The sequence below is a fragment of the Martelella sp. genome (genome assembly GCF_984369615.1).
In genome coordinates this window covers 1-14,128 of the sequence record NZ_CFHTCS010000086.1, presented here as the reverse complement: position 1 = coordinate 14,128, position 14,128 = coordinate 1, and the positions used below count along the sequence as shown (strand labels likewise).

Here is a 14,128-nt window from a genome sequence, read left to right as displayed (position 1 = left end):
TTGGAGACCTCGCGCGAGAGCAGGAAGAAGCCGATATTGTCGTAGGAGACCATCGGTTCCGACATGGCGTTGATCGTGTCCGGCAGCGCGCTCATCAGTTCCGAGGAGGGCACGAAGATCTTGTGGTGATCCGTGCCGAAGCGTTCGGCGATCAGGTCGGAATAACCGAACTCATCACCCTTCTCGCCATTGGCCTCCTCGAAGCCGATGGAAAAGGTCATCAGGTCTTTCTGGCCTTCCTCGGCTAGAAGCCCGGTGATGATCGAGGAATCGACGCCGCCCGACAGCAGCACGCCGACCGGAACGTCGGCAACCATGCGGCGCTTAACGGCGGTGCGCAGCGCTTCCAGCACCCTGTCGCGCCATTCCTCGCGCGACAGGCCGGCAGTTGCCGGGTCGCGCTCATGTGGCGGAGCCCAGTAACGGACATCCTCGAACGAGCCATCCGGCTCATAACAGCGCGTCGTCGCCGGCGGCAGCTTGCGCACGCCCTTCAGGATCGTGTGCGGCGGCGGCACAACGGCGTGGAAACTCATGTAATGGTGCAACGCAACCGGATCGACGGACTTGTCGACGCCGCCGCCGCGCAAAAGTGCGGGAAGCGTGGAGGCGAAGCGGATATTCTTGCCGCTCGTGGTGTAGTAAAGCGGCTTGATGCCGAAACGGTCGCGCGCAAGCATGGCCCGGCCGCTGTCGCGCTCGATGACGGCAAAGGCGAACATGCCGTGGAAATGCTTCACACAGTCCCTGCCCCAGGCGTGATAGGCCTTGAGGATGACCTCGGTATCGCCGGTGGAAAAGAAGCGGTATCCCTTCTCCTCCAGCGTCTTACGCAGCTCCGGATAGTTGTAGATGCAGCCGTTGAAGACGATCGTCAGACCGAGTTCGGGATCGGTCATCGGCTGGGCGGCCTTTTCGGAGAGATCGATGATCTTCAGGCGGCGATGACCAAAGGCATAATTGCCGCGGCCGAGAATGCCGCTGCCATCCGGCCCCCGCGGGGCAAGCGCCTCGGTGATGCGGGCAACAGCCTCGGCATCCGCAAGCGTTCCGTCAAATCTGATTTCTCCGGCAATACCACACATGTTCTGGTCGACTGCTCCTGTTCTTGGCGCCGGGCCCGAGAAGCAAGGGAGGTCTCCACAGAACAAGGCGCGGGTTCGATTGTCTCGTCGCCGTCTGCGTTCTGCCAGCGCGGCGAAATTGCGTTGCGGGCGAGAACCCGCGCTTCTGGGTTGCTTTTTGGTTACAACAAAAATCATTTGAGTTCAAATAATTTCTGTTGTAATTGACTGGTTCCATGAAGGACGAGGACCTGACCTCGAAAAACGCCGAGGCCGTGATGAAGGCGATACGCCGCATCGCGCACGCCATCGACATCCGTTCGAAACGCATCGGGCGCAAGACGGGCCTCACGATCCCGCAGATCGTCGTGTTGCAGGCGGTTGCCGACCAGGGCGCGCTGACGACGGCGGCGATTTCCAGACAGGCCGACCTCAGCCCGGCGACGACTGTCACCATTCTCGACAAGCTCGAAGCAAAGGGACTGATCGAGCGCAAACGGTCTTCATCCGACCGGCGCAAGGTGCAGGCCGTACTGACGGCCACGGGGTCAACCACACTTGCGGGCGCGCCCTCGCTCTTTGCCGACGGCTTCGCCGCGGAGTTCTCCGCCTTTGACCGGAACGAGCAGTTTTCCATTGTCACCTCGTTCCGGCGGGTCGCCGATCTCCTGGATGAGGAAGAGACGCCCAGGCCCGAAAGCGGGTTTTCGGAGCGCTGACGGGGTTTCCGTCAGTGGTTGCGCAGGGCCTCGATCAGTTCGCCCTTGTCCATCTTCGAGCGCCCCTCAATGCCGATCTTCTGCGCCTGATCGTAAAGATCATCGCGCGTCCATTCCTCGTAAGGGTCTGCCTCTCCGCCCTTTTTCGACGGCTTCATGCTGCTGTTGGCCTGGGCGTTGGCAATGCGCGCGGCCTTTTCCTTCGAGGCTCCGTCATCGCGCAGGGCCTGATAGGTTTCCTCGTCCTTGACGGACGGGCGCTGATCTCGCGTCGCTTTCGGCATTGGCCTGATCCTCCGTTTTAACCTTTTTTCCAACGCCGCAAACCGGCGAAAGGTTCCCGAAAATCAGGCGCATCCCCGCTTTCTCGCTCAGCGCTTCGAGCGCGCCTCGGCGCCCTCGACGATAGCGCGGATCGTATCGGCCACGCGGTACTGGAAGGCAAAGGAAGAATCGGGATCAAAGCCGGGATCCTCCTCCTGCCCCTTGACGGTCAGAAGCCCGTCGAGCGCGGCGCGGAACACCGCCCGGTTCTCGCCTTCGGGAAGGGCGGCGGCAAGCGCGATCAACACTTCCTGATGCGCGGCAATCTGCGCTTCGAGCCTTTCAAGACGTTCTTCCGACATAGGATCCTCTCAACATGGTTGTTTTCATCAACAGGGCACAGCCGGCATGATAAATCAATGGCGTCCACGCGGACGCGCGGAGCGGGAACCGGATGGCCTCCCCCGGCGTTTGAACCGAAATCCATCTTCGATTACGGCAGGAGTCTTTCTTGGAACAAGCCGATACGGCCGATCATGAATTCCATTCCCTGACGGAAATTGTCGAGCGCACCGTCGAAGAGACCGGAGGCGGCACCGTCTCCGTCGAACAGCTGATGCGCTCCTTCGGCCACGCCTCCTTCATTCCGCTCCTCATCCTGCCGGCGCTGATCCTGATCACGCCCTTGAGCGGCGTGCCGGGGCTTTCCACCGTCTGCGGCCTGATCATCATGATGATCGCCGCGCAAAGACTTGTCGGCCACAAGCAGATCTGGCTTCCCGGATGGATCCGCCGCCGCACCGTCAAGACCCCGAGGCTCCATGCCGGACTCGAGAAAATCCTGCCGTTCACCCGCTTCGTCGACCGCGTCAGCCGCAAGCGGTTGACCTTTCTGTTCAAGCCGCCGCTGTTGCTGCTGCTGCCGCTTGCCTGCACGCTGTTCGGCGCGGTGATGCCGCTGATGGAGTTCGTGCCGTTCTCGTCGTCGCTGATCGGCGTGGCGGTGACGCTGATCGCCTTTTCGATGCTGACCCGCGACGGCCTTTTCGCGCTGCTGGCGCTCGCCCCGGTGGGCCTCGTGATCTGGGCGGTCACGAGCGTCCTGACATCGCTGTGACGCCCGGCGTGCGCGGCATCAGACCGCCACCCAGCTCTGGTCGACAACCGCCTCCATCGCCACATAGCTCGTCGTCCAGCTGACGAAGGGCAACTCGGAAATCTTCTCCGCCATGATACGGCGGAAATGCGCCATGTCGCGCGAGCGAACCTTGATCTGGTAATCGAAGCCCCCCGCGATCAGATAGCATTCCTCCACCTCGGGGATCTGCCGGACCGCCGCGTTGAATTGCTGCAGCGCCTTTTGCCGGGTGTCGCTCACCTTCACCGTGACATAGGTGACATGGGTAAGCCCGAGCTTGATCGGCGAAAGCATGGCGCGGTAGCCCTTGATCAGCCCCATATCCTCCATCTGCCGGACCCTGAGCGCGACCGGCGTCTTTGACAGGCCGACCCTGCGCGCCAGATCCGTCATGGAGATGCGCGCATCGACGACCAGTTCCTCGAGGATTTTGCGGTTGATGGGATCGATTTCCATCGCCTGACCTGGTTCTCATTGTTTTTTGTTCCGAATGGCTAAATAAATATCGAAAACAGGTCGCATCGTCTACGCAATTGACGTTAGTCTGATGGAAAACGAGGAGCAGACCTTGGCCGACACCCCCTTCCCAGCGCTCGGTTTTGAGCAGAAATTCACCCCCGACGCCCCGCTTCTGGCAGCCCTCGCCCAAAGTGCGGACATCACGCCGGAAGAACGCAGGGCGATCAGCAAACGCGCGGCCGATCTCGTCCGGCGCATCCGTTCGGAGAGCAAGCCGACGCTGATGGAGCATTTCCTGGCCGAATACGGGCTTTCCACGCGCGAAGGCGTGGCGCTGATGTGCCTGGCGGAAGCCATGCTGCGCGTGCCGGACAAGTTTACGATCGACGCGCTGATCGAGGACAAGATCGCGCCGTCGGAGTGGAACAATCACCTCGGCACGGCGGCCTCATCGCTCGTCAATGCGTCCACATGGGCGCTGATGCTGACCGGCAAGGTGCTTGATGACCGCAACGACCCCGGCATCGCCAACACGCTGCACGGCCTTGTGCGGCGCATGGGCGAACCCGTGATCCGCACCGCCGTCCTGCGCGCGATGAAGGAAATGGGCCGGCAGTTCGTTCTGGGCGAAACCATCGAAGAGGCGCTGAAGCGCGGCGACAGCCGGATGCAGCAGGGCTTCACCTATTCCTTCGACATGCTCGGCGAGGCGGCGATGACGGCCGATGACGCCGCGCGCTATGACCGGCACTACGCCGACGCCATCACGGCGATCGGCAAGGCGGCCGTTCACCACAGGATCGTCGATAATCCCGGCATCTCGATCAAGCTCTCCGCCCTCCACCCGCGCTACGAGGTCGCCAAGGAAGAGCGCGTGATGGACGAGCTGGTGCCGGTCGTCAAGCGCCTTGCCTTTCAGGCCAAACACGCCGGCATCGCGCTGCATATCGACGCGGAGGAACAGGCCCGCCTCGCGCTGTCCTTCAAGGTGATCGACGCGGTGATGGCGGATGCCGCAATGGACGGATGGGAGGGCTTCGGCGTCGTCGTCCAGGCTTACGGCAAGCGCGCCGATGCCGCCCTTGACGCGCTCCATGACATGGCGACGCGCTATGACCGCAAGATCAATGTGCGGCTGGTCAAGGGCGCCTACTGGGATACGGAGATGAAGCTTGCCCAGGTCAACGGCATGCCGGACTTTCCGCTCTACGCCACCAAGGCGGCGACCGATGTTGCCTATCTCTGCCTGGTCAGGAAGCTTTTTTCACTCGGCGACCGCATCTTCCCGCAGTTTGCCTCGCACAATGCCCACACGATCGCCGCCGTGCTGGAACTCGCCGATGGCCGGCCCTTCGAGCTGCAGCGGCTTCACGGCATGGGCGAGCGGCTGCATGACATCGTGAAGAAGGAGACAGGCGGTCACTGCCGCATCTACGCCCCGGTCGGCGCCCATCGCGATCTGCTGGCCTATCTCGTGCGACGCCTGCTGGAAAACGGCGCGAATTCCTCTTTCGTGCACCAGATCGTCGACACCAATATTTCACCCGAGACCGTTGCCAGCGATCCGTTCGAGGCCGTCGAGACCGCGAAGCCGCCGGCGGCGCTGAAGAAGCCCGCCGATATTTTCGGCGAGGGCCGGGTGGCGGCGAAAGGCTGGGACACGACGGCAGACGACGTGCTGGCCGCAATCGAGAAAGCACGTGACGTCCCGCTTCCCGACGGCAAGCCGCTGACGGTTTCCGAGCCGACCGGCACATCCAGAACCGTCACCAACCCGGCAACGGGCGAGACAATCGGCACGGTGCTGGAGGCCGACGAGGCGACCGTTGCGCGCGCCTTCGATGACGCCGCCGCCTGGGATGCGCCGGCATCCGAGCGCGCCGCCGTGCTGCGCAGGGCCGCCGATCTCTATGAGGCAAATTACGGCGTGATGTTCGCGCTTCTGGCGCGCGAAGCCGGCAAGACCATTGCCGATGCCATCGGCGAGGTGCGCGAGGCGGTCGACTTCCTGCGCTATTATGCCCGCGAGGGCGAGAACACGGTGCGGGCGCCGCGCGGCATCATCGCCGCCATCAGCCCGTGGAATTTCCCGCTGGCGATCTTCACCGGCCAGATTTCCGCCGCCCTGATGGCCGGCAATGGCGTGCTCTGCAAACCGGCCGAACAGACGCAGATGATCGCCCACAAGGCGGTCGAACTCCTGCACGAGGCGGGCGTGCCGAGATCGGCCCTCCAGCTTCTGACCGGCGACGGACCGACGGTGGGCGCAGCGCTGACGGCCGACAGCCGCGTTGCCGGCGCCGTCTTCACCGGCTCGATCGACACGGCCAAGCTGATCGAGAAATCGATTGCAAAGAACCTGAAGCCCGGCACACCCCTGATCGCCGAAACCGGCGGGCTCAACGCCATGATCGTCGACAGCACGGCTCTTCCCGAACAGGCCGTGCGCGATATCGTCGCCTCTGCCTTCCAGTCTGCCGGCCAGCGCTGCTCGGCGCTGCGCTGCCTCTACATTCAGGAAGACACGGCCGAGCATCTGATCGAGATGATCAAGGGCGCGATGGACCAGCTTGCCATTGGCGACCCCTGGCTGTTTTCAACCGATGTCGGACCGGTGATCGACGCCGAGGCGCGCGATGGCATTGCCGCCTATCTCAAGGAAAAATCCGGGAGCATCCTTCATCAGTTGAAGGCGCCCGAAACCGGCACGTTCATTCCGCCAACCATGCTCAGGGTCAAGGGCATTGATGATCTGGAGCGCGAGATCTTCGGCCCGGTGCTGCATGTCGCGACCTACAAGGCGCGCGATCTCGAGAAGGTCGTCGAAAAGGTGAATGCGCGCGGCTACGGCCTGACCTTCGGCCTCCACACCCGCATCGACGACCGGGTGCAGGCGGTCTCGGAAAGCATTCACGTCGGCAATATCTATGTGAACCGCAACCAGATCGGCGCGGTCGTGGGCTCGCAGCCGTTTGGCGGCGAAGGGCTCTCGGGCACGGGGCCGAAGGCCGGCGGCCCGCATTACCTGCCGCGATTCCTCGCGCCGGCTTCCGGTCAGACGGGCGGCGAAGACTGGGCGGCCAATGCCGACATGAAATCGGTCGCGGCCATGCTGTCGGCGCTTGCCGAAGTCAAACTGGACGAGGAACTGATGCCCGGCGTCACCGGCGAACTCAACCGGCTCGCCTTCTACACCCGCCCGCCGCTTCTCTGCCTCGGTCCCGGCAAGGAGATCGCCGCAGCCCAGGAGGCCGCCGTCGAGGCGCTGGGCGGCCGCGCCGTTGCTGTCGATGGCCATGTCGAACCGGAAACGCTGACCACGCTCGAAGGCTTTTCCGGCGCTCTGTGGTGGGGAGATGAAGACGTTGCACGGGCCTTTGCCGCGGCGCTCGCCAAACGTTCAGGCCCCGTCCTGCCGCTGATCACCGCGATGCCGGACAAGGCCCACGTGGTGCATGAGCGCCATCTCTGCGTCGACACCACCGCCTCCGGCGGCAATGCCAGCCTCTTGGCGGGGTGAGGATAGCCAACAACATCAATCTCCCCCCTTGAGGGGGAGATGTCGCGAACGCGACAGAGAGGGGTATGCGGCATAACCCACTTGCACCTCGCATTCGGATAGCGTCCCCCCTCTGCCCCTGTCGGGGCATCTCCCCCTTGAGGGGGAGATCGGGTTCCACAAGCATGCGTTCGATGCCCTCGAGGCCCTCACCTCAAGCCCGATACTTCTCCGGCGGCCAGTTGTCCGACGGCATCGGCGCGTTCGCCAGATCGGCAATCAGCCTCGCGAGGCTCGCCGCCGTGTGCTCCAGCAACGCCCTACCCTTTTTCGCCGTTGCACGGCGCGCATCGCCGGTCACCCCGTCTGCATTGAGGTCCTGCGCCTTCCAGCCGAGGCCACCTAGGCGACCGCCGCCGGGATTGGCGGAAAGCTGAGAGGTAGCTGCCTCTATTTCGTTAACCGACGACGGAAAATCGCCGAGGTTTTCCATGACGACCAGGTCCGGGTGCAGCGCCAGCATCAGCGAGGTTTCGATATCGCCGCCGTGAAAGCCGGTGCGGATCTCCTCATCGGTGAAAAGCCCTTCGGGATATCCCGCATCGAACCAGGTGGCATAGGCGCCGAGAATGTTGTGACGCACGCGCTGGTCGAGCGCCACAGTGGCAAGCAGCCCCGCCTGGCCGCCATGGCTGTTAAAGATCAGAATGCGCTTCAGACCGGTGGAGCGTACCGCGCAGTCGAGCACCCGCGTCCAGGATTGCATAAGATCGGGCGCGGGATGGGCGAGCGATCCGGCATAATCGAGATGTTCCTGCGAGGCGCCGACCGGCTGTAGCGGCAGGATGACGGCAGGAACATCGTCTCCAAGGACCTTCAGCGCCTCGGCCACGATGCCGTTGTTGATCAGGCAGTCGGTTCCGACCGGCAGATGCGGCCCATGCTGCTCGGTCGCCCCGACGGGCAGAACCGCGACGGTGTTCTCCGGCAGCGCCGCATGGTCCGGCGATGTCATTTCCGTCCAGTAGCGCTTCATGCGCGCTCTCCCGCAATAACCTGTTCGTTGAACGTGGCAAGCCCCTCGGCAACGCCAGCAAGATCCAGCCCATTCACGCGCGAGACCTCCTCGATCAGCTGAGCCGGAATGCCCGCCGCACCGTTCCAGGCCGCAGCCACCGAACCGGCGATCATCGCGATCGTGTCGCTGTCATTGCCGCCATTGACGGCAGCGACGATCGCCGCCCACGGGTCGCCGTCTGTGGCGGCAACAAGGCCGAAAGCATGCGGCACGGCTTCCGACATGGCAACGCCATTGCCGATCACCTCGATCAGTTCGGCCCGCGCCGCCGCGATATCCGCCTTGTAGCGGATGCCGATTTCGACGGCGATCTCGATGCGGCGCGCAACACCCGCACCGCCGACGATACGGCCGCTGCGATATGCTTCGGCCTCGCCCAGCCGCGCGCCTTCAAGGGCCGCCTCCGAAACGGTCATCGACCGTTCAGCGGACAGGCCGGCAGCAATTGCGCCGGCAACGGCGGAAGCGCCGGCATAGGCGATCTGGGTGTTGTGCGTCGGGGCCGACATCAGGCAGGCGAGCCTGACAGCCTCGGGGAGATTACCGGCCGCGGCACAGCCGGCCGTCGGCGCGCGCATCGCCCCGCCGTTCGAGGTGCCAAACATGCAGGAATAGGTCTCGGGCGTGGCAACGGCTTCCGCGGGCGCGCCGGCGCGCATCGCCTCCACGGCAATCCGCGTCGTCGGTCCGGCAAAGCGCTGGAACATTTCCTCGTCGTGCGACCAGTCGATGAAGCCGGCAATCGCGTCGGCGGAGACCGGCGGGCGATCAAGCCCGATAATCCGCTTCGCCATCGCCAGCATCTGCGTCGCGTCATCGGTCAGCCGGCCCGGCGCGAGGCCCTTGGCGAAGGGCGCTTTTTCCGGCGGCGTGCGAAAGGTCTTCACCGGTCCGCCGAAAATACGGAAAATCTCGTCCGGGTGCATGCATTCGGTGGCAGCGCCCAGCGCGTCGGCGACGCAGGCGGCCGCAAGAACGGCCTCGATTGCTTTCGATCTGGTGGCCATTGTCTACAGTCTTTCCTTCATCTTGTCTTTCATCAGCGCTTCGGCGGCGGCGCCGTCGCACCGCCCCGTTTGCAGGAAATGCGCGGCGGCGGCCGTGCCGAAGGCGAGCGCCTTTTTGAATTTCCGGCCGCGCCGCATGGCTGCGGCAAGGCCTGCCAGAAATACATCGCCCGCTCCCGTGGTGTTGCGCGGCGTGACCTTGAAGGCATCAAGGCGGAACACCGCATCGCCGTCAATTGCGACCAGCCCCTCGGAGCCGAGCGTGACGACGGCGCTACGGCTGCCGGCACCCGAGAGAAAACGCGCCAGTCCCTCGGCGGCTTCGGCAATCGGCCGTTCATTGCCGATGCGCGCCATCCATGCCTCGAGCACCTGCCGGTTGGTGACCACCAGCGAAGCGAAGGGCAGGATGTTTTCCATCGCTTGCCAGCCCCATCGCTCGATCTCCGGCAGTTCCAGATCGATCATCCGGTCGATGCCGGTTTTCGCGGCGCGATCGAACATGCGCGCCACGGCTTCGGGATGGAAGAAATTGGAGACGACCGTATCGTCTGCCTGAAGCGAAACGCTGTCGCCAATCACCGCCAGCGTCTCGACAGGAACGGGATCGATCAGGATCGCCTTTTCCCCGGTGCGGTCGACGATGATGGTGGCGGACGCGGTGATGCTGTCGGCCTTCACGTCGACGGCTTCGGTGCTCATGTCGCGCTCGGCCAACCACTGCATCAGGATCGCGCCCTCGCCGTCATCGCCGATTGTGGAGACCAGCCGGGCATCCTCGCCAAGCCGGCTCAGCGCCCAGGCGCAGTTGAGCGGCGGACCGCCGGCGCGCTCTTCCTTTTCCTTGATGAAGGCCTTCTCGTCGTGGCCGGGCAGGTCATCAACGGTCAATATCCGGTCAAGCACCAGCGGCCCGAGGCAATAGATCGCGCCGCTCATGAGAGCGCGACCTTGGCGCCGGTTTCGGGATCGAACAGCAGCGGCTCGGCCTCGTCGATGCGGATATGGGCGACTTCGCCGAATTGCGGCGGGCGTTCGCGCGTCGGCACGGCAATGCGGTGCTCGCCGAGCGCCACATGCACCAGCCAGGAGCCGCCGATATATTCGCAGGAATGCACCTCGCCGGTGATTGTCAGCGAACCGGGTTCATCGGAGAAGGACAGCCGGTCGGAGCGGAGGCCCAGCAGAACCGGCTTTCCGTTCTGCCGGTCGATGGCCACAGCGAGCGTCGTGGTGGGGGTAAAAGCCGTGCCGCCGATGCCGTAGCCGTGGGCCGTCTTTTCCACCGGCAGCAGGATCGCCGGCGGGCTGCCGACGAAGGTCGCCACGAAGGCTGAGGCCGGATGCTCGTAGATCGTCTCCGGCGTATCATGCTGCAACACATAGCCATTGGCCATCACCGCCACGCGATCGGCCATGCTCATTGCCTCCTCCTGGTCATGGGTCACCATCACCGTCGTCAGACCGATGCGCTCGTGCAGTTCGCGGATATCGACGCGCACGCTTTTTCTGAGCACTGCATCGAGATTGGAAAGCGGCTCATCGAGAAGCAGAAGCTTGGGGCGGATGACCAACGCACGGGCAAGCGCCACGCGCTGCTGCTGGCCGCCGGAAAGCGCGTTGGGCATGCGCGCGGAAAGCCCTTCGAGCTTGACCAGGTCGAGCGCTTCCGCCACCCGCCGGTCAGCCTCTTTCCCCTTGATGCCGCGCATGTCGAGGCCAAAGCGGATATTGGCATCGACCGTCATATGCGGAAACAGCGCATAGGACTGGAAGACGATACCGATATCGCGCCTGTAGGTCGGGATGGCATCCAGCCCCTCGCCAGCCAGCGCCATCTGGCCTTCGGTTGCCTTCTCAAGGCCGGCGATGATTTTCAACAGCGTGGTCTTGCCGCAGCCGGACGGGCCGAGAAGCGCCAGGAACTCGCCCTTGCGGACGTTGAGGGACACGCTTTTCAGCGCCGGCTCGCCGCCGCCGTAATGCTTCATCACCTTCTGGATCACCAGATGGTCGGGCGCGTGCTTGTCAGCCATTGGCATCCTCCCGGAAAAGGCTTGCAAGCGCGGAAAGGCCGACCGTGATCGCCGCCGTCTGGCCTGAGCCGGATTTGTGCAATTCGCCGGTCACCACATTGTCGCCGACCGAGCAGACGGCCCCGCCGCGACGGCTGTAAAGGCTGCAAAGCGTCAGGATCGCGGCGCTTTCCCGGTCCGTGTTGAGCACGCCGGCGCGGCTCCAGTAATCGATGACCTGCTTGTGGTCTTCCTGAAGATAGCCGCCCGGACCCGGCTTGCCCCAGCCGCAATATTCGCTGTCGCCGGAACGGGTGATGCCGATGTGATAGGGATGGCCGACCTGATCGGCCGCCGCCTTCATCGCGCCGACCACCTGCCAGTCGGCAACGGCCGGATATTCGGCGCGCACATGCGCCTTGGTCATACCCTCGTCGCGCACCGCGCCGGAGGAAATGACGATATCGCCGACGCCGACCTTCGGGCTCCACGCGCCGCAGCCGCCAATGCGGATGACTGTGGTGCAATCTGTGAAGTTGAAGAGATCCATCAGCGCCAGTTCCGCCTCGGGCGAGCCGGAGCCGCCGGAGACGATCGAGACCGGCGCGCCCTCATAGGTGCCGGTCACCGTGGTGAAGAGGCCGGTCTTTGCGGAGATTTCGGCATTGTCAAGCGCTGCGGCAAGGGAATCCTCCTCCGCGCCGTCACCAACGACCAGCGGATCCTTGACGGCAAGCACTACGTAAGGAGCGATGCGGTCGCGCGTAAAGCCGGTGAGCAGGGGCACGCCGTCGCGCACGAAATGCGGCATGGTTTTGAGATAGCGGTATTCTTCGGACATTATTCAATCTTTCTCAAAGACGGCGTGACCATTTGAACATGAATTCGCCGATCAGCGCGGCGACAAGGATAAAGGCGACAATCGCCGAACCGATGGCAAGCGTGATCGGATCAATGCCCTGGCTGCGGAGCTGCGCATAAAGCCTGACCGGAAAGGTGATCCAGCGCGCGCCCGCAATCAGCGAGGAGACGATCACGTCATTGAAGGAAATCAGCACCGAGAAGGCGGCGGATGACACGAGCCCCGGCATGGCAAGCGGAAGCGTGATGCGCCGGACCACGCGGCCGGGGGATGCGCCGAGCGTGGCGGCAGCCTGTTCCAGCAGCGGATCGAGATCGGCAAAGGTCGAGACCATGATGCGCACGGAAAACGGCATGGTGATCACCGCATGGGCAAGCACCAGCGCCGGCAGCGTGCCGGACATGCCAAGTTTCGAATAGATCTGCAGAAGCGCAATCGCCCAGACGATCAGCGGCAGCACCAGCGGCGTCATCAGGATCGCTTCGACTATCCGGCCGCCGGCCGGCCTGTAGCGCACCAGCGCGAAGGCCGCCATGGCGCCGAAGAGGACGGCGATGAAACCGGCAAGCAGCGCAACCAGAAGCGAGACCGACAGTGCGCTTTTATATTCCCGGCTTTCAAGGGCGGCGTCATACCAGCGCAAAGAATAGGCCTTTGGCGGAAAGCGGAAGAAGCTCGCATCGTCGAAAGAGGCGAAGATCAGAACCGCGATCGGCGCCAGCAGGAAGATGAAGGCGAGCACGGTCCAGATGAAGCGAGCGGAAACGGCGAACCCATAGGTTTTCATGCGGGCCTCCGCGCGAGCAGTTTCGAGGCAAACGAGCCGATGGCAAGACCGAGCGCCAGGATCGCCAGCATGACCACGGCGATGGCCGAGGCAAACGGCCAGTCCAGCACCAGCGAGGCCTGCTGATAGGCCATGGTGCCGAAGGTCGCGATCTTGCCCTGGCCGAGGATCTGCGGCGTGACGAAGGAGGTCAGCGAGGCGCAGAACACCAGCACCGAGCCGGCAATGATGCCCGGCGCGATCAGCGGCAGGATAACGCGCCGCCAGACGATGAATGTCGGCGCGCCCAGCGTTTCGGCCGCCGCCTCCACATCCTTCGGCAGGCGGGAGAGCGCATTGACGAGCGGCAGGAGCATCAACGGCAGGAAAGCCTGCACCAGGCCGATGATGACGCCCGGCGCCGTGCCGAGAAACTTGACGCTGCGGGTGATCAGACCGAGGTCCTTCAGGATGGAATTGATCACACCGAGCGGCCCCAGAAGATGGAGCATGCCGAGCGTGGGAAGCAGCGCGCCGGAAACGAGCGGCACCAGAATAAGCGCCAGCAGCAGCCCCTTGGCGCGGCCGGCGCTGACGGCGATCTGGCGCGCCATCGGCAGCGCGATGACAAGGGCAATCACGGTTGCCGCTGCGCTCATCCAGATGGTGCGGAAGAAGACCTCGGCAAAATAGGTGTCGGATACCAGCCTGGCGTAATTGGCCGCCGAAAAGCCTTCCGCCATCAAAAGCGAGCCTTCCCCCTGCACCCTGAAACTGGTGACAAACAGCCACAGAAAGGGAAGCAGAAAGACGATGCCCGACAGGATGAGTGCCGGCATCAGCAGCATCAGCGCGCGTTTGTTCATGAGATCACTTCTACCCGATTGCAGCATCACCAGAATGGTGAAAGCCGCCGCGCCGGTTGCGGCGCGGCGGCAAGGGTCGTGGACTTACTGTTCGAGCAGTTCCTTGTTCCAGCGCTGGGTCCAGTCGCTGCGCTGCTCGATGACGTAGGGCCAGTCCAGCTGTACCAGGCTTTCGACCTCTTCCGGCGTGTCGATCACGTCGGCGGAGGCTTCCTCGGAGAGTTCGACCATGGAGTTGGTCGGGCCGAAGAAGATCTGCTCGGCGTAATCGGTCTGGTTTGCGACGCCGAGGGCCTTTTCGGCAAACATCTTGGCAAGTTCCGGCTCGGGGCTGTCCTTCACCAGGCAGAGCATGTCGCGCACCAGAACCGGGCCGGGATCGGTCGGGAAG

General features: G+C 63.8%; 14 protein-coding genes and 1 pseudogene. 3 read left to right on the top strand and 12 right to left on the bottom strand.

The features are described from left to right. On the bottom strand, positions 1-1,085 hold a 1,085-nt coding region (locus AC5DC2_RS09365), incomplete at its 3' end, for an N-acetylglutaminylglutamine amidotransferase (protein WP_491698290.1). A gap of 215 nt (positions 1,086-1,300) precedes the next feature. Here AC5DC2_RS09365 and AC5DC2_RS09360 point away from each other — a divergent pair. Then, complete coding sequence (locus tag AC5DC2_RS09360; RefSeq protein WP_024706405.1) at positions 1,301-1,783, top strand: MarR family winged helix-turn-helix transcriptional regulator; 483 nt, start codon at positions 1,301-1,303, stop codon at positions 1,781-1,783. Positions 1,784-1,794: 11 nt separating this feature from the next. On the opposite strand, the gene AC5DC2_RS09355 is transcribed toward AC5DC2_RS09360, so the two are convergent. Both AC5DC2_RS09355 and AC5DC2_RS09350 read right to left on the bottom strand, forming a co-directional pair. Beyond that, positions 1,795-2,067 carry a DUF7218 family protein gene (locus AC5DC2_RS09355; RefSeq protein ID WP_200337164.1) on the bottom strand — a complete coding sequence of 91 codons (273 nt, stop codon included), beginning with the start codon at positions 2,065-2,067 and terminating at the stop codon, positions 1,795-1,797. An 87-nt stretch (positions 2,068-2,154) separates the two neighbouring features. Beyond that, positions 2,155-2,409, bottom strand: a complete 255-nt coding sequence (locus AC5DC2_RS09350) for a hypothetical protein (protein ID WP_024706403.1) — start codon at positions 2,407-2,409, stop codon at positions 2,155-2,157. A gap of 149 nt (positions 2,410-2,558) precedes the next feature. Between AC5DC2_RS09350 and AC5DC2_RS09345 the strand changes: the two genes are divergently transcribed. Further along, positions 2,559-3,164 carry an exopolysaccharide biosynthesis protein gene (locus tag AC5DC2_RS09345; protein WP_200337163.1) on the top strand — a complete coding sequence of 202 codons (606 nt, stop codon included), beginning with the start codon at positions 2,559-2,561 and terminating at the stop codon, positions 3,162-3,164. A gap of 18 nt (positions 3,165-3,182) precedes the next feature. Here the strand turns inward: AC5DC2_RS09345 and AC5DC2_RS09340 are convergent, their stop codons facing one another. Then, positions 3,183-3,641, bottom strand: a complete 459-nt coding sequence (locus tag AC5DC2_RS09340) for an Lrp/AsnC family transcriptional regulator (RefSeq protein WP_491698289.1) — start codon at positions 3,639-3,641, stop codon at positions 3,183-3,185. 112 nt (positions 3,642-3,753) lie between these two features. Here AC5DC2_RS09340 and putA point away from each other — a divergent pair, with 112 nt between their 5' ends. Next, the gene (putA, locus tag AC5DC2_RS09335) at positions 3,754-7,164 is read left to right on the top strand and encodes a bifunctional proline dehydrogenase/L-glutamate gamma-semialdehyde dehydrogenase PutA (protein WP_491698288.1); all 3,411 of its coding nucleotides are present in this window, start codon (positions 3,754-3,756) and stop codon (positions 7,162-7,164) included. A gap of 193 nt (positions 7,165-7,357) precedes the next feature. Here the strand turns inward: putA and AC5DC2_RS09330 are convergent, their stop codons facing one another. The 8 genes and pseudogenes from AC5DC2_RS09330 to AC5DC2_RS09295 form a co-directional block, all read right to left on the bottom strand. Next, positions 7,358-8,179, bottom strand: coding sequence for a creatininase family protein (locus AC5DC2_RS09330; RefSeq protein ID WP_491698287.1), 822 nt, complete (start codon positions 8,177-8,179; stop codon positions 7,358-7,360). Next, a complete protein-coding gene (locus AC5DC2_RS09325) occupies positions 8,176-9,228 on the bottom strand; it encodes an ADP-ribosylglycohydrolase family protein (protein WP_491698286.1) in 1,053 nt (350 codons plus the stop codon). Before AC5DC2_RS09325 ends, AC5DC2_RS09330 begins: the two co-directional genes overlap by 4 nt. Before the next feature lie 3 nt (positions 9,229-9,231). Beyond that, positions 9,232-10,167, bottom strand: a complete 936-nt coding sequence (locus AC5DC2_RS09320; protein WP_491698285.1) for a carbohydrate kinase family protein — start codon at positions 10,165-10,167, stop codon at positions 9,232-9,234. After that, entirely contained in the window at positions 10,164-11,264 is a 1,101-nt protein-coding gene (locus AC5DC2_RS09315; protein WP_491698284.1) for an ABC transporter ATP-binding protein, read from the bottom strand. The genes AC5DC2_RS09320 and AC5DC2_RS09315 overlap by 4 nt, the downstream gene beginning before the upstream one ends. Further along, a complete protein-coding gene (locus AC5DC2_RS09310; RefSeq protein ID WP_024706639.1) occupies positions 11,257-12,084 on the bottom strand; it encodes a nucleoside phosphorylase in 828 nt (275 codons plus the stop codon). Before AC5DC2_RS09310 ends, AC5DC2_RS09315 begins: the two co-directional genes overlap by 8 nt. Positions 12,085-12,097: 13 nt before the next feature. Beyond that, entirely contained in the window at positions 12,098-12,892 is a 795-nt protein-coding gene (locus AC5DC2_RS09305) for an ABC transporter permease (RefSeq protein WP_491698283.1), read from the bottom strand. Further along, on the bottom strand, positions 12,889-13,737 hold the full coding sequence (locus tag AC5DC2_RS09300; RefSeq protein WP_491698282.1) for an ABC transporter permease: 849 nt from the start codon (positions 13,735-13,737) through the stop codon (positions 12,889-12,891). The genes AC5DC2_RS09305 and AC5DC2_RS09300 overlap by 4 nt, the downstream gene beginning before the upstream one ends. 84 nt (positions 13,738-13,821) lie before the next feature. Beyond that, positions 13,822-14,128: pseudogene (locus AC5DC2_RS09295) on the bottom strand (hypothetical protein); the annotation flags it as partial.